We start from the raw sequence: 17,434 nt of genomic DNA, 5'->3' as shown, positions 1-17,434 counted from the left end.
TGTAAGTAAATAAATCTAGTAAAATTGTAAACAAGCACCTATGTCCTAGTAATCAAATCTGGCTTTTTGCTTGATTTGTATTTATTCGAGGGAACTATATTCATATTTAATTTTAAAAATATAGTTTTCGAGAGTAATATAATTAAAAGCAACAGGGAGGAAAATATTAAATGACAAAACAAAAATCAAGTCGTAAAGTATTTGCTATAACCGCAGCTGCTGCAATGGCAGCTACAGCGGTTGTACCAACAGCAGTATTGGCTGCAGACGTTAGTTTCCCAGACGTGGAGAATGATAGTAACAATGGTTGGTACAAGTCTTCTGTTGACTATCTTGCAGAACAAGATTATGTTCAAGGGGACGAAAAAGGTAACTTTCATCCTAAAGATTTTGTTAAACGCCACTCAGCTGCAGAAGTATTGCGTAAAGCATTAAGCCTTTCTACTGAAGGTCCTGAAGATTTCTCTGATGTTGATTCTGATGATTGGTTCTATGAGTCAGTAGTAGCAGTATCTCCAGAAATTTTCCAAGGTGACGGAAAAGGAAACTTTTTGCCTGAGAAAGTATTAACACGTCAAGAAGCTGCGGTTGCAATTGTTCAAGCGTTCGATCTTGAAGGCGAAGTTGAATTGACTTTTGCTGATTCTAATAATATTGATGCATGGGCAAAACAAGCTGCTGAAATTGCCCTAGCAAATGAAGTTATTACTGGAAAACCAGATAACTTGTTTGCTCCAAAAGCAGGAGTCACCCGTGCAGAATATGCTGTAATGGTACAACGTGCTATTGAAGCTGCTAATAAAGAGGTAACTCCTTCAGTTGAAAGTGTAAGTGCGATTGACGCTGATACTCTTGAAGTAACACTTTCGAACGGCGAAGTAGTAACAGTTGACCTTACTGACGTTGTTCTAGAAGCTAACGTTGAAACAGAAGTAACGTTTTCAATTGACGGTGTAGAATACACTGAGCTTGTAACATATGTTCCAAATTATGCTGCACTTGCAGAAGCTGAAGTAGCAGAATTAGAAGGAATTACTGTTGAAGCAATTTCTGACTTAGAGGTGGTTGCAGATGCTTTAGCAGCTGCAGAAGAAGCTGTTGCATTAGTAAAAGATGCTGATGTACAAGCTGCACTTCAAGCTCGTATTGATGCAGTAGTAGAAGCAAATGAAACTACACTTGCAGATGTAGTTGCAAGTGTAAATAACGCAACAACTCAAGTTCAGCTTAATAACGCTCTACAAGCATTCTTCAACAATGTTAATTCTAATCTAATTGCTCAATATGATGACGTTCTTGATGGCACAGAAACTTTTGTTGAAGAAATTCAAGCAGACATCAATGATGTTAACGTAGTTACAGCTGTTGGAGAAGCAACAACTCAAATCGAGCTTTTGGAAGCTTTAAACAATAACGGCTTTGAATCTGTTAACCCTGATTTAATCGCTGAATATGCAGCAGCAATTACGGGTGATGAAACTACTGCTGCTGAAATTCAAACAGATATCGATTTGGTTAACGCTGAAGCATCTGTTGATGCTCTACTAGCTGCTGACGGAAGCCTAGCGGCGGACCAAGCTGAAATTGATGCAGCTCAAGCTCTTGTAACTGCATTAGTAGATGCTGGAGTGGCATTAGCTGATACAGATAACAATGACGCTCCTGACCTTCAAGATACAATTAATGCTGCCCAAGAATTACTTGATATTCAAGTAGCAATTGAAGAAGCTCAAGCAGCTGTAGCAGCATTAGTAGATGCTGATGGTAACTTGTCTGCAGATCAAGCAGAAATTAATGCAGCCCAAGAATTAGTTGATGCATTAGTAGCTCAAGGTGTAACTTTACCAGATGCTGATAATGACGGTAATACTGATGTTCAAGAGAGAATCGATGAAGCTCAGGCTTTACTTGTAACTGAAGTGACTGAAACTGTAGCAGCTCTAGTAGATGCAGAAGGCAACCTTGCAGCTGACCAAGCTGAAATAGACGCAGCGCAAGCATTAGTAACGGCCTTGGTAGATGCGGGTGTTGCCCTTACAGACACTGATGGAGACGGTACAAGTGATTTCCAAGAAAACATCAATGTGGCTCAAGATTTACTTGATACTGCAGCAATCAACGCGGCAACTACAGTAACTGAACTAGAGCCACTTCTTGTAGGTTTAGAGCTTCCTGAATACAACAACTTAACTTCTACACAACGTCTAGAAGTAGCTGAGCTATTCTTAGAACAGAATGCTGATGTTGTATTCAACAATACTGCAGAAGTAGAAGTTGCTCTTTACGCTCTTGATGGTACTACTGGTGCGGAGAGTGGAATTATTGTAGAATATCAAGCTGGTATTGCTTCTGTAAATGATCTAACAGTAGATACAATCACAGAAATGGATGCTATCTTAGATGCATTAAATATTGACGAGTATAAAGCTCTTTCTGCTTCTGAACAACTTGTAGCAGCAGAAAATGTTCTTAACAATAGAGTAGATGCAAACAGTGACGGTTTAGGAGATTATTCTTCTATTACACAAATCGTTAACAACTTTTAATAATAGTCTAGTTTAATAGGATGAAAGCCAACCAAATTATTGGTTGGCTTTTCTTCTAATTTTAAAGTTAGAAGAAAAAATACACTACTTAAAATATACATTTTTATGCTTTATAACGGATTGTGAGAGACTAAATAGGAGGAAGTACAATAATGGACTTTTCAACTTTGCCCTCAAGCGTTGCTACAAAGGAAATAACAGAATTTCCGAGGACTAACGAACAATACTGCGTAACTTATACTGAGAAAATCGATGAACCAAAGTTATACAAAGAATTAAGCAACAGATTAGGGATATTAGAGTTATCTCTAGAAATTAATAATAAGGAACTGAACGACATTGAGAGCTTGGTTAATGATATTCATATATCAATCGGTTTAAAAGGTGAACTTCTATTTCGTATTAACTGGATGAACCGACTTTATCTTGCCAAGGAAAAAATAGCATTTATTGATTCAATGGACAAAGCAAAGGAAGTGAAAAAATTGATTAGTGCTGTCCAGACTTGTCCATTAAAAACAAGCCTTATGAAGGAACTTGATACTTTAGTTAAGTCATTAAGAGTTGAAGATACTACTCCTGAAATTTCCCTTGAACAAAAATTGATGATGAAATCCATACAAGAAGCAGGCAGTGAATTCATCAACTTAGGTAAAGCTGGCAGAGATTATGTTGTTGCTGAAGTAATAGATAAATATCGCAATGATGCAACTGTAGCAGCAGTTAAAGAAAATACAACTGCATTGGAAGAAAGCATTAAGGAACTTACTAATTTAAAAGATAAGAAAGTTCTGTTAGAGAACTTAAGAGAATTGCCTTTAGTTAATTTTCCATCTGTTTCAACTGAAAGACTAGATATTATTCATGATCAACTCATTCAAAGTGAGCCGTGGAATGGGCTAGCATCACTGGACCGATTAATAAAACAGCTGGACAGAAATATTACACATCAAGAAAGAGTAAAAGCAGAACAAAAAAATAAATCTCTTTTGGAAGATGGAAAACTTGATACGATTGATTATGAACTAGCACGAAATCATTTAGTTTTATAAAATGTAAGGATGAAAGAACCTGTCCCCTTCAAAAAGTATATCCAGATTCGAAATAGGTAGAAATACACCAAAATATTGTTACATTTATTGCTGGAATACCAAAAAAGAAGGGTGAATTTGTAAAAATACATCGCAATAAATCATCATTGAAAAAGGGATAAAGAAAGAAATGCAGTACAAATAAGCTTTTATAATGCATTTTTTAAAGGCTGAGATAAATTGAGATTATCTGAAAAGTCTAAGCAACTCTTTTGTATGTATGATAAAGACCATTTAGTTAAGGTGTTGCCTTTACTTTCATTGTGGGTGTCTTACAGTTAATTCCTTGGTGTGTGCGATTTGTATTGTAATAATGCTCAATAATAAGTCCACCGTCTAGGGCAGGCGAGTCATTTAAGTAATCAAAAGAGAGCATTCACGTTGAAGAATGCTCTCTTAAAAGTAGTGTGTTTTTATAAAAAAAGTTAATAGCTAGGAATACGGACATATTCAACTTAAGCTGTCTAACCGTGACAACTTTAAATAATACTTTTAGTAACAATGTCCTACGTGTTAGATCAACTTAATTATTTACTTTTTCAATAGCTCTTAGTAGTTCATCTTTTAATGGCTCTGAAAGTGTTTCAGAATAAAGATTGGTAATATGATGTTTGTCTCGGTAAACAACCATGTTACCAATAACTGGATAACATGTTTCGTCATCACAGAAGTAATTAGATAGATCTGCAAATGTTACATTTTCTGGTAAACCATCTGTATTTTCCCATGGTATTTCACCAGAAAGTACTTCTTCTCTCTCAACAGAACATGTTTCGTCATCATTTTGCTCTAAGCAAAGAGGAATATCTTCCGGCATACGTGGAGTATCACGCATTGCAAGAATCTCACTCACTCCTTCAAATTTTCCCCATTGATCAATATATCCTTGTGGAATAGTTGTCGCTTCAGCAACGTTTGCCGTTGTAAAAATAATATCGGGTTTTGCTTCTAATAATGGATCAACTACATTTTTGTTCCATGTAATACATGTTTCGCTTAATGTTTCATTCATATCATTAGCAGAAAAGCGACAAGCATCTTTATTGTAGACATCGATTTGAATGTTTAAGTCATTAGATAATTCTTTTAACGCAGGGAACCAATGACCTGAATGTGAACCTCCAACAAGTGCCAACGTATAATCAGGGTCCTCTGTATCTCCATATGAACACATAGTAACCTCCGATTCACGCATCGTAGAGTAACAGGATCCATCCGAATAAAATTCAGGGAGAGATTCCTTAGCAGTTGGATCCTCTAAGAGAGGTTCTACATCTGGATTTGGTTGAATATCTTCGTGAATTGCTAAAGCCCCTGGATAATCCTCTTTAATGACTTTACCCAGAACAGAAGTTTGTGCCTCGTTGTTTGTATATGCGGCCCAGGCACCATTTGCAAGCACAGTTGATAGCACAAAGGCCGCTAAAATCGGAATGAGCTTTTTCTTTGAGTGCTTAACACTTAATCCTCTGATCGGAGATTCCAATATTTTTGTTAAAGCGTAAGAAAGGATTAATGTTAAAATAATAATAGCAAGTCCACCAAATAATGTAACGGAATCCGTATTAAAGTAACTATAATAGAAAATAAGCAGAGGCCAATGCCATAGGTAAAAACCATAGGAAATGCCACCTAGTTTCAAGAACGGTTTAGAGCCTAGGAATTTATCAACACCAAATTTATTGCCATTTTCCCCAGCGATAATTACTAACATTACACCAGTTGTTGGTAATAATGCTACATAACCAGGAAAGACTGTAGAAACTGGTAATAGAACTCCAGTGAAACAAATGATTGCGAGACCGATCCAACCTAGAATCAAACTTAGATTACGATTAATTTGAATGTATGGAAGCAATAACGCCAGCATTCCACCTAAGCTAAACTCCCACACACGTGCAAACGTATCGAAGTATGCCCACGGTTGATTTACAGCAGTAATGTAAATGGAGTAGCTTAAAGAAGCTAAAAAGATAACGATTAAAATAGATAATAACGTTTTACGAATTGGTGTTTTTAAAACTTTTCTCGCAAGAATAAATCCAAAAGTAATTAGAAACGGCCACGTAATATAAAATTGCCCTTGTATGGAAAGTGCCCAAAAATGTTGTAGTGGACTCGCATTATTATTTTGTCCTAAATAGTCTATAGAATTAGTCGCTAATTGCCAGTTTTGGTAGTAGAAGGCCGAAGAGAAAACCTCAGAAATAATTTGTTTCCACTGTACCGTTGGCATAATTACAAATGACAAAGCAATTGTTGTAAGAAGAACTGTCATAGCCATTGGTAATAAACGCCTGCCGAGCCCTAGCAAATTATCAATATAGTTTATTTTCCCATCTCTCTCAATACGATTGAGCAAGGAAATTGTAATCAAATAACCTGATACAATAAAAAATACATCTACTCCACCAGAAACGGAACCAACCCATATATGGTAGATTGCAACTAGAAAAGCTGCTACAACACGAATACCCTCAATCTCCGGACGGAATTTCTTCTCCGGAATACGTAAATCCCTCATATTTTACATCTCCAATAATTATTCTTATTCATCAATTATTTAGTATACATCTAGATATAATAAAAGTAAACAAGAGGTCAGACTATGGCTGCACCACTTGTTCATGGAAATAAAACTTATTGGTGAGAGCTACGTGACTAGGAGAGAATTGAATCAGACTTAACAGCATAAAAAAACCGAATCCTACTTACTTGGATACGGCTTTTTTAGATTAAGAGCATTTTCGAGTTTACGATAATTAGAAGATACACTGCCTGGTGATGTGCCATATTCATTTGCGATTTGGTTTTGCGTTACGCCTTGGTCCACTATATAGTAGTTGAATGTGAAGTACTCTAATGCCGCAGCATAAGAAACAACCTTTTTAAATGATGGTAATTCGCTTTTACAATATTCCTTCCAAGCTTTTAAACATTTCTTTTGGTACTCCCGTATGTTTGCTCTATTATATATTATGAGGTAAAGCATTGAATTACTTAAGTTATGAGAGTAACATGATACATATTGTACTGCTATTTAGCTGGAATAAGTATATCATATATATCAATGTTACATTTAATAAAAACATAGCTAATTTTATCAGATTATAAGGAGAAACTATAGAATGAAAAAACTTTCTAATCTCGTTCTCATCATATTATTTGTTGTTTTTCTATCCCTCTTTGGAAGTATGATTTTTCTTGCGGATGATCTAGATGTATCAGAAGCGGAAAATCGTTCACTTGCACAATTGCCGGAAATAGACAAGGAATCTATTAAAGATGGTACTTATATGCAGGAATTTGAGAGTTATATCACGGATCAATTTTATTATAGAGATGGTTGGATTAAAAGTCACCTCGTATGGCAACAAATTACTAATCAAACTTTTTTAAATGATAACTATTATATTAATGGAGAGTGGGTTTATCCTAAACCATTTACAGAAGTGAATAAAGATGCAATTCAAATGGCTGCTTCCAATATAGAAGAACTAACCAACTACACGAATAAACATGATTTATCATTATACTATTTTTCACTACCAGATCGACGAAACATGCTAGATATAAATTACCCTAGTTGGATAAAGCCAAGTATTGGTAATTTAGATAAAGAGTTGCTTTTATCTAAATTACCTAAAGAACATCTTCAAGTAATTGATGTTGGTGAAGAGTGGGATAAGAAATTTGAGATGATAGATTACACGGATTTTTACTATAAAACAGATCATCACTGGAATATGAATGGAGCACTCGCTGCATATGAAGTTATCCGTAACACGTTTGACGCAAGTTTGCCAATTTATGAAGATGGTCCATTTGTCTCGGAAGAATTCTCAAAGAAATGTATTAAAGACAAAACATTTATGGGAATATATAACCAACAATTATATGAAACGCTTCAGCCAACGGGAGAAGAAATGTGCTATGCAGTTTCAAGTCGGATTCAAACAGAGAAATGGCAAACTTTTATTAATGGCTTAGAACCAGAGAATGAAGTTTCCTTTCAAGATATTTATGGAAAAGCAAATCAGCTAGATTATGATCAGGTGACATATGCAGAGGTTTTTACGACAGATTATAGTGAACTTCATATTATAAACCCGGATAAGAAGGAAAAAGATTCTAAGGTGCTTTTTCTGAAAGACTCTTACGCCAATCCACTTGTTCCAATGCTTGCGGGCCATTTTTATCATACTACCTTTTATGATTTACGGCATAACAAAGGGGAAAGCTTATATAACTATTTAGAAAATGATGATTATGATGCCGTGGCCTTTCTATATAGTAATGGAAGAACATTAGATTATTTATTTGATTTTGATCAAACGGAATAAATAAATGTACGGAGGAAAATATGAAAAAAGCAGATTGAAAGAAAATAATTGGAAATGAACTGCTTGTGGAAGAATTTGTTAATAGGACTTCTTTTGTACATAAGCTTCTCTATGCGATTAGAGCAAAGTTGATTGAGAAACTAGAACAACAGGTGGAATAAATTAATATTAAAAGTTATCACTGCAAGTTTACACCTAGTGATGTAAGTAAAGTAAAAAGGACTTCCCTGACACATCTGGTAAGGGAAGTCTTTTTTAGAATCGAAAATAAATAAATGGATTATACGTCGAATTAACCAAGAACATTGTAACAAGTGTTAAAAGAATCATATATACAAATGGTCCTACTCCGTAATGAACGGTAGTAGCCAAAGGTCTTAATCGATGGTGGTTTTCATATTGAGATAATTTATTAATGAACCAAGGGTAAACTGGCAGACTAAACACAATTCCCAATATCATAAGATATGCTTTATCATGAAGATAGAATTCCGCTGTATAATCAAACAAAGCAACATTATTTAAATAGAACATACTTTGTAGATACTCAAAAGAATAGGTGAAGTTATCTGCTCGGAAGAAAACCCATCCAATCATTACAATTAGGAGGACATAGAGATGCTGAAATGGGCTCCATAGACGGTTTAATATTTTTTGAAGACCTGCCCTCTCTATACTTATAATAATTCCATAATATAACCCCCAAGCCAAAAATGTCCAACTAGCCCCGTGCCAAAAGCCTGTAATTGTCCATACGATTAAGAGATTTCGATAGGTTCTCCAGATTCCCTTTCGATTACCGCCCAATGGAATGTATACATAATCACGGAACCAACTCGATAATGAAATATGCCATCTTCTCCAAAAATCACTGATACTTTTTGATATGTATGGGTAATTAAAGTTAGCGAGAAACTTGAATCCAAACATTTTTCCTAGGCCAATCGCCATATCGCTGTAACCAGAAAAATCGAAATATATTTGTAATGTATAAGCAAGAATTCCAATCCAGGCTGTTGTGACACTGATCTCATTTGGTGATGTTGCAAAGATTGTGTCAGCAATCTCACCTAAAGGATTTGCGATAATGACTTTCTTAGCAAGGCCGACAATAAACTGCCTCACTCCATTTGCAAATAATGGAATATTATGTACTCGACTTTTTAATTGTTGTGCAATAGTGTTATAGCGCACTATTGGTCCTGCAACAAGCTGAGGAAATAAAGAAATATATAATGCTAGGTCAAATAAACTCTTTTGCACCGTTGTATCTTTTCGATATACATCGATAATATAACTCATTGCTTGAAAGGTAAAAAAAGAAATGCCGATTGGTAGTGGTAAAGGTTCATTAGCAATCTCTATATTAAATGTAGCATTGACATTTTCAATAAGGAAAGAGCTATATTTATAGTAGCCTAATAAAGTTAAATTTCCTATGATTGCAAGAATAGCATATGTTTTTTTATTGTGCTTATAATGAATAAGTAATCCAAAAATATAATTCATGAAAATAGAAAACAGCATAAGGAAAATATAACCAGGTTCTCCCCAAGCATAGAAATATAAACTAGCAATTAATAGAATAATATTTTTTAAAGCAAAAGGTACGATAAAATATACAATAAATAAGATTGGTAAAAAGACAAACAGAAAAATTAAGCTACTAAAGACCAAAAAAGGTCACCTTCATTCTAGTTAAAATATATACGAAATACTATTTTTTATCGTAACGATTGGTAAATAGCTTGTCAACAATCAAGTTAACTTTTAATTATTTGGTAGAATTTCTAAAATAAAAAGTTTATACTGAATGGTAGAATTTAACATCTTAGAGAGGCGGAATTTATACAGTGACGAACCATTGGAGACATCTTGTAATAAGTATGCTAGTAGTGATTTTAACAGTAATACCTATTTCCACCGGTTTACCTATAAATGTACAGGCAGCAACATTAAATGATAGTTTTGAAGTCTCAGAGGGGGTGAACTACAAGGATCTGCGTTATTCAGCACCAAGAGATCAAGCAGTTAGGGTGATGGAAATTGATACTAATAACCCATACGTACATCTAGAAATAGGAGTTCCCTCTGCTTTAAATAAACTTGAAACAACAACATCCCATGCGCTTAAACATAACCGTGATGATACTTGGGTTGCAGGAGCAATTAATGCTTCTTTTTTTAATACAGGAGATATTATAGGATCACCTATGAACCTTGTTTCCAAAGATAATAGACTTGTTAACGCAGGGGAGGTTTTCCCATATGAATACAACTATGTTAATGAACCACTCGCAATGGGAATTGATAGAGACGGTAGGGGCGTTATTGATCGGTACCAACTCGACATGAATTATATCCATAATGGAACAAGCTACCCTATTACAAGTACGAACAAACCACGATACTCGGATGAAACTATTTTGTTCACACCGTATTTTATGAGTGAAAATACGGAGACGAATGAATGGGGAAAAGAAATCGTTGTGGAGTTGGATGCGAAACCAAGTTTCGAATTTGGAACTACAGTATCAGGAACTGTGATAGCTAAGCGTGAATATCCCAATAATACAAGTATGTTAATTCCAGAAAATGGATTTGTTTTATCAGGAATTGGCATCGGGGCAGAAAACCTAAAAAATATTCAAGTAAATGACTCAATCTCATTATCTATTAATATTGACGAAAAATGGAAGGATTCATCTTTCATGCTAGCAAGTGGCCCAATGCTAGTTAAGAATGGAAAGGTCTCATTATCCATGGATCCTAATAGTCCAAATGCTAGTACAAGAGCACCAAGAACAGCAGTTGCGATTGACCGAACAGGAGAAAAAGTCTTTTTTGTAACAGTTGATGGGCGTCAAACAGGTTATAGTACCGGTATGAATTTGAATGAATTCGCACAGTATCTAGTAGACTTGGGTGCATATCGTGCATTAAACCTTGATGGCGGTGGGTCTACAACAATGTCAACGCGTTTTCCCGGGAAGGATAAAATACAATTGGCTAATCTACCATCTGATGGACGAGAGCGCCCTGTTTCTACGATACTGATGGCACTTTCTACTGCCTTTAAGGATGTAGATAGTTCCTACTGGCCATCCACATCTATTATGAATTTATATAATAAAGGTACTGTTACAGGGTATCAAAATAATTACTTTAAACCTACTAAAACCATAACACGTACGGAAGCAGCAATCATGCTAGTGAGGGATTTAGGATTGGATACTACTAATGTTACAAACCCTGATTATAAAGATGTTAATACTACAGATAAGTATTACAATGAAATAGCTGCAGCAACTAGTGCTGGATTATTTAAAGGAAGAGGCGATGATTTATTTGTACAAGAGGGTGAATTAACACGTGGAGAAATGGCAGTTCTCATTCAAAGAGCTTTTGAAATTAAAAATATAGATAAAAGCTATTTTCCAGATGTACCGGAAAATCATTATGCTTACCGTGCTATTAATGCTCTAGCATATCATGATATAGCAAAAGGTCTTCCAGGGGGAACCTACCAAGCAGATCTATCCATAACAAGAGCGGAATTTAGTGAATTATTATATAAGGCAAATAATTATTATCAGTAAGAACAAATATTCTTAGTTTCAATTAATAAAAGATAGAGACTATTTGAAGGGGGAGAGTATACTGTATAATAGAAGATGCATTAGAAGGATTAGTAGTATTTTGTTAATTTTATTATTGGTTTTACCTCAATCGGTTTTTGCTGCAGAAAGAGTTGGTTTTGAAAAAGCCATTGGGGATATTCGGGTTCAAGATAAAGTTAACGTAGATATGATTCCACCAGAAGAGAAGAGAGATTTGATTCATACCTATTTTGGTCTAAGAGAAAATGAGGATCAAGTAAAAATTTCTACTTCTGCGTCAAGTAACTCCGTAAAAAGTAGTGGAGACTTGGATCAAGATTTTGAAAACATTAGAAGAAATTATAAAAAGCAAGAAAATGACGATCAACAAATCATGAGTAAAGATAAAATCGATCTAGAAAATGTTAATGATCGTGGAATCATTGTGAAATGGAAGCATGGGAAAACGTTTGCTCCCTCTAAGTTTAGTTTAGAAGAATTAGAAGTTTCAGAGTTTATGAAACAGCAAAATATATCTCTGGTGAGAGTTGCCGAAAATGATGATTATGATAAAAAATTGAAAGAATTAAAACGTGACTCGAACAGTATATATGTGGAACCTGATTATCTGCTAGAGTCCACATATATTCCGTCAGATCCCCGGATAGATGAACAATGGTATCTTGAACAAATTGATATGACCAGAGCATGGGATGTTAATCAAGGATCAACTGATGTCACCATTGCCGTTTTGGATACAGGGGTAAATGCAAAGCATCCTGATTTACAAGGACGTGTGTTGTCTGGGTATGATTTTGTCAACCAAGATACAAGTGCAGTTGATGATAACGGCCATGGTACACATGTTGCCGGTATTATTGCAAGTAATACTGACTACACTGGAATAGCTGGAATTGATTTTAATGCAAAAATACTTCCCATAAAGGTTGCCGATCAAAATGGGATAGTTTCATTATACGAAGCGGTTAGTGGAATCTATTATGCTATTGAACGTGGTGCAGATGTCATCAACATGAGTTTTGGAGGCTATCAGTATAGTAGCGTTCAAGAAGAAGCAATATGGGCTGCGAGTAATCATGGAATTGTATTGGTAGCTTCTGCTGGTAACGACGGGTTAGGTAGTGCATTATATCCTGCCTCTTACGACCCAGTAATTAATGTAGCAGCAAGTGATAAAAATGATCAGCCGACATACTTTAGTAACTACGGTGGGTTTATTGATATAACAGCACCAGGTGAAAATATTTTAAGTGCAAACTATCTTGGCGGATATAATTTTGGTGATGGAACATCCTTTTCTGCTCCTATTGTGAGTGCGCTGGCAGGATTGTTAAAAGCAGAGTATCCAAACTGGAACCCGAATGAAATAGAATGGGCACTTCAGGAAGGAGCAGAGAATTCAGGCAGTACAGAGTGGAATGATGATTCTGGTTTTGGAAGGGTTAATGCCTATCAAGCACTTACTACCAACCTTCCATCCTTGAAAGATGATGCATCTGATATAAAAGCTGGTGCCAAGGTATTAAATGCTGATCAAATAATTAGTGATAAAATAGACCTCCCCATGGATGTAGACTGGTATAAATTTGAAGTTAATGAAAGTACAGAGTTAACTGTTGATTTATTGAATTCTTCTAATCATCTCGATCTCGTTGGGATGCTATATGAATATGATGGGGATACCATTATAGATCGCCAATTGATAGATGAAACAGGGATGGGTTATGATGAAAATTATACATCTTATGTGGATCCTGGAACCTATTATATAGCAATCTATGATTATTATAATCACTGGTCTAAGGATGCATATAACTTAAATATAACGATGGACAGCTCTGCTAGTGATGATTCTGACTTGGTTATGGAGTTTGAGCCTAATGATTCTATGTATTTAGCAAACTATTTGCCATATGGATCAATGGGTGCAGGATATTTCCAAACCTATGATGATTATGACTATTTCGAAGTGGACCTTCCTTACAACGGTGATTTTATGATAACCACAGCGACGGATAGATATGCATATTACAGTGATCCTGCCGCTATATTATTAGATCAAAATGGGAATATAATTGATTATGCAGATTTATTTATCGATGATGATCTAACATTAAAATATTTTTCTCAAGTTTTTAGTAATGTAAAGGCAGGAAAATACTATGTTGTTATACTAAATCTACAATCTTACTCGGATACGTCTCCTTATATTTTTGATATTAGTTATATTGAGGGTACAGGTGAGGAAGTACCGGTACCGGTGGCGTCACCCGAAAGTGGAAACTACACTGGTCAGATAGAGGTTGAATTAACCATTCCAGATGGTACTTATATAAACTATACATTAGATGGTACTACCCCAAGTTTAACGAATGGTATTAAGTATAGTGGGCCGATTAAATTGGAAGAGGATACTACCTTAAAGGCAGTGGCCATTCAAAATGATATACCAAGTAAAGTTGTAACCTATGAATATACGATTGACCAGGTTGTGATAGAAACACCATCGGCTAGTGTACCATCTGGTGAATTTAAAAATCCATTTGAATTAGAATTAACTAGTAATTTGGCCGATGCTAAAATCATCTATACGCTTGACGAATCTACTCCAACGGCTAATCATGGTATGTTATATGAAGAACCGATTTTAATAAAGGAAAACACTGTATTGAAAACTATTGCTATACATGGCGGATTAATCAGTGATTTAAATACATTTACCTATAAATACAATTCTAATCAAGATGCAATAACATTTCCCGATACAGTGGGACATTGGGCGGAAAGCGATATTCTGTTTTTAGCACAAAAAGAACTTATTACAGGATATCCAAATGGAAATTTTGGACCTAAAGATAATATCACCCGAGGGTCTGCAGCTGCTATCATTGTAAGAGAGTTAGAGTTAACTTTGGAAGACAATCATAATTTTCAGGATGTTCCTGCAAACCATTGGGCATCAGGTTATATTGGAGCTGCGGCTAAAGAAGGTATCATCACTGGAAATGATTATGGGGAATTTAATCCAGATGCCCCTTTAACTAGAGAAGAAATGGCCGCAATCCTAGTACGTGGCTACAAACTCACTGGAGAAAGTAACATATTATTCCCTGATGTAGATAAAGGTTCGTGGGCTTACCCTTATATTGAAAAATTGGTAGCCAATAACATTACAACGGGGCTCCCAGATGGGAGTTACGCGCCTAAGAAAAATATTAGCCGAAGTGAATTTGCTACAATGGTTGCTAGAGTAATCAAGTAAGAATAGTAACCTAAGAGTAGGATGATGTTATTTCTGTTCCAAAATTATCGAACAAAGCTTTACTGTTTGGAAAGTCCTGCGGAGAGATCTCTGCAGGCTTTTCTTTTTTTGTTATATATCAGACTAGGCAATATTGTATATTTACAAAAAATTATCATTAAATACACTATTAATTTACTTTCATTTGATATGATTTGAATGTGAGGGAAAGGACGACTTATAAAAAGTATAGACTTCAGTTCATAACTATATGTTTTTTACAGAAACTGCCTATTTAAAAATTAGTAGTTTCTAAGAGTATAAATTCCAAGGAGGAGTAGATTTTATGACGATTAGCAAAAAAGGCAAAAGAACTTCTGTTACAGCTTTAGGAATGGTAATGACAGCATCAGCTCTAGTTCCTTCTATGACTGTAGCAGCGGAGGAAATAGGTTCATTTCCGGATGTACCATCTGATCATGAGGCCTATCAAGCGGTCAAGGATTTAGTTGCAGCAGGTGTAGTAAATGGGTATGTAGATGAGACATTTAAGCCTGAACAATCGGTTATTCGCTCAGAAGCAGCTAAAATGATTGCTTTGAATCGAAACCTAGACACAAATGTTCCATCAACAAATTTTTCTGACGTAGAATCCGATAGATGGTATACCGATTATGTGAACGCACTTTATGATCAAGGGGTTATTAATGGGTATGTAGATGGAACGTTTGGTCCGAATAAAGAAATGATTCGCTCGGAATTTGCAAAAATGGTCGTTGAAGCATATGATATGGAAATTAAAAGAACTGAACTTCCGTTTACCGATGTGGAGAAAGATAAATGGTATTCTCCCTATATTGAAACGCTTTATGCAAACGGCTTAATTAAAGGGACAAGCGGGACGACATTTAGCCCGAACGATGAAATGCGACGTATTGACTTTGCTTTATTATTAGCCAATTCGGATTATAAATTTGGGGATAAGCTACCTAAACCAACCTTCGAACTTACTGTTATGCATACAAACGACACACATGCAAACTTGGAAAGCATGCCGCAAACAGTTACAGCTGTGAATGAAGTTAGAGAGGAAAAACCGGACTCGCTATTGCTTAGTGCAGGGGATGTTATGTCAGGAACATTGTATTTCAATGAATTCCAAGGACAGGCAGATTTACAATTTATGAATCTAATGGACTACGATGCTATGACATTCGGTAACCATGAATTTGATTTGGGTTCCAGTGAAGAAGGCCTTCAAGCATTGAAAGATTTTGTTGAGGGTGCGCACTTTCCATTTGTTAGTGCAAACGTCGATTTTTCGAAAGATGATAAATTCACTGGACTATTCAGTAATCTAATCTCCAGTGAACCAGAAAATGGCAAAATCTATAATGGAATTGTTAAAGAAGTTAATGGAGAAAAAGTTGGTATCTTTGGACTGACAACTGCGGAAACTGCTGACATTGCAAGTCCTGGAGCTGTTACCTTTGAAGAGTACAAAACAGAAGCTGAAAAAGCAGTTGCTGCATTTGAAGGAATGGGCGTCGACAAAATCGTTGCTTTAACACATATTGGTTTCGACGATAATGCAGCAATCGACAATGATTTAACATTGGCTGCAGAAGTTGAAGGTATTGATGTTATCGTTGGTGGACATAGCCATACCGAATTAGCTGAACCGTTTATTGTAGATGTAGATAAAACTGGAACAGCAAAGGATCCTACCATTATCGTGCAAACAGGTGCTAACAATGCTAATTTAGGTGTTGTTGATGTTGAATTTGATGAAAATGGTGTAGTTGTTGGACAAGCAGGTCAACTAATTTCAATTGGTGATCAGGAGCCGGATGCTGAAGCAGTAGAATTATTAGAACCATACAAAGAAAAGGTTGGGGAAACATCGTTAACAGAAATCGGTGTTACTACTGAATTCGCATTGGAAAACCCACGTACTGGTGATGATGGCAATACCACTGGTGAAAGTGTTCGTAAAAATGAAACAATCCTGGGTAATATCATAACAGATGGTATGCTGGTAAAAGCGAAAGAATATAATGGAGATGTTGTCATGGCATTCCAAAATGGTGGTGGAATTCGTGCTTCAATTGATGCAGGACCAATCACAGCTGGAGAAGTAATCACTGTACTTCCATTTGGCAATACACTAGCAACGATGGATTTAACTGGATCTGAATTAAAAGAAGCGTTTGAAATAAGCTTCAAATCATTCCCGGAAGAAAGCGGTGGATTCTTACATGTTGCTGGTGCGAAGGTTGAATTTGATTCTTCCAAACCAGCTGGAGAACGTGTTGTTTCTATTGCCTATGAAAATGAAGATGGTACGTTCACAGAAGTACAAGATGGAGAAACTTACACAATCGCAACAAATGCATTTACCGCTAAAGGTGGAGACGGATATGATGTATTTGCAGAAGCATATGCCGACAACCGTGTAACAGATTTAGGACTTTCTGACTGGGAAAACTTGCAGGAACAGTTAGTAATAATTGGGTCTGATGGTATTCCTACAGAAATTGAAGGAAGAATTGTGGATATAGGACAATAAAGCATTATTATTTTTCAAAAATAA

8 protein-coding genes are annotated in these 17,434 nt (G+C 35.8%); 6 read left to right on the top strand and 2 right to left on the bottom strand.

The window, feature by feature from the left end:
• The first annotated feature begins 170 nt into the window (after positions 1 to 170).
• Complete coding sequence (locus ACHABU_RS07265; RefSeq protein ID WP_435763828.1) at positions 171 to 2,546, top strand: S-layer homology domain-containing protein; 2,376 nt, start codon at positions 171 to 173, stop codon at positions 2,544 to 2,546.
• 152 nt (positions 2,547 to 2,698) lie between these two features.
• Positions 2,699 to 3,598, top strand: coding sequence for a hypothetical protein (locus ACHABU_RS07260; protein WP_435763826.1), 900 nt, complete (start codon positions 2,699 to 2,701; stop codon positions 3,596 to 3,598).
• A 562-nt stretch (positions 3,599 to 4,160) separates the two neighbouring features.
• Here ACHABU_RS07260 and ACHABU_RS07255 read toward each other — a convergent pair.
• On the bottom strand, positions 4,161 to 6,161 hold the full coding sequence (locus tag ACHABU_RS07255) for an acyltransferase family protein (RefSeq protein WP_435763824.1): 2,001 nt from the start codon (positions 6,159 to 6,161) through the stop codon (positions 4,161 to 4,163).
• Between the two features lie 604 nt (positions 6,162 to 6,765).
• On the opposite strand from ACHABU_RS07255, the gene ACHABU_RS07250 reads away from it, so the two are divergent.
• Complete coding sequence (locus ACHABU_RS07250) at positions 6,766 to 7,980, top strand: DHHW family protein (protein WP_435763822.1); 1,215 nt, start codon at positions 6,766 to 6,768, stop codon at positions 7,978 to 7,980.
• A 255-nt stretch (positions 7,981 to 8,235) separates the two neighbouring features.
• Here ACHABU_RS07250 and ACHABU_RS07245 read toward each other — a convergent pair whose 3' ends face one another.
• Complete coding sequence (locus tag ACHABU_RS07245; RefSeq protein WP_435763820.1) at positions 8,236 to 9,657, bottom strand: MBOAT family O-acyltransferase; 1,422 nt, start codon at positions 9,655 to 9,657, stop codon at positions 8,236 to 8,238.
• Between the two features lie 176 nt (positions 9,658 to 9,833).
• Here ACHABU_RS07245 and ACHABU_RS07240 point away from each other — a divergent pair, with 176 nt between their 5' ends.
• The 3 genes from ACHABU_RS07240 (at position 9,834) to ACHABU_RS07230 (ending at position 17,410) form a co-directional block, all read left to right on the top strand.
• Positions 9,834 to 11,579, top strand: a complete 1,746-nt coding sequence (locus ACHABU_RS07240) for a phosphodiester glycosidase family protein (protein ID WP_435763818.1) — start codon at positions 9,834 to 9,836, stop codon at positions 11,577 to 11,579.
• Between the two features lie 100 nt (positions 11,580 to 11,679).
• Positions 11,680 to 14,862, top strand: coding sequence for a S8 family serine peptidase (locus ACHABU_RS07235; protein WP_435763816.1), 3,183 nt, complete (start codon positions 11,680 to 11,682; stop codon positions 14,860 to 14,862).
• A 325-nt stretch (positions 14,863 to 15,187) separates the two neighbouring features.
• Positions 15,188 to 17,410, top strand: a complete 2,223-nt coding sequence (locus ACHABU_RS07230) for a 5'-nucleotidase C-terminal domain-containing protein (RefSeq protein WP_435763814.1) — start codon at positions 15,188 to 15,190, stop codon at positions 17,408 to 17,410.
• Positions 17,411 to 17,434: the final 24 nt, after the last annotated feature.

This window comes from Oceanobacillus sp. CF4.6 (assembly GCF_051262635.1).
In the GTDB taxonomy this organism is placed as follows: Bacteria; Bacillota; Bacilli; order Bacillales; family Amphibacillaceae; genus Oceanobacillus.
This window is presented reverse-complemented; position numbering and strand designations above follow the sequence as displayed.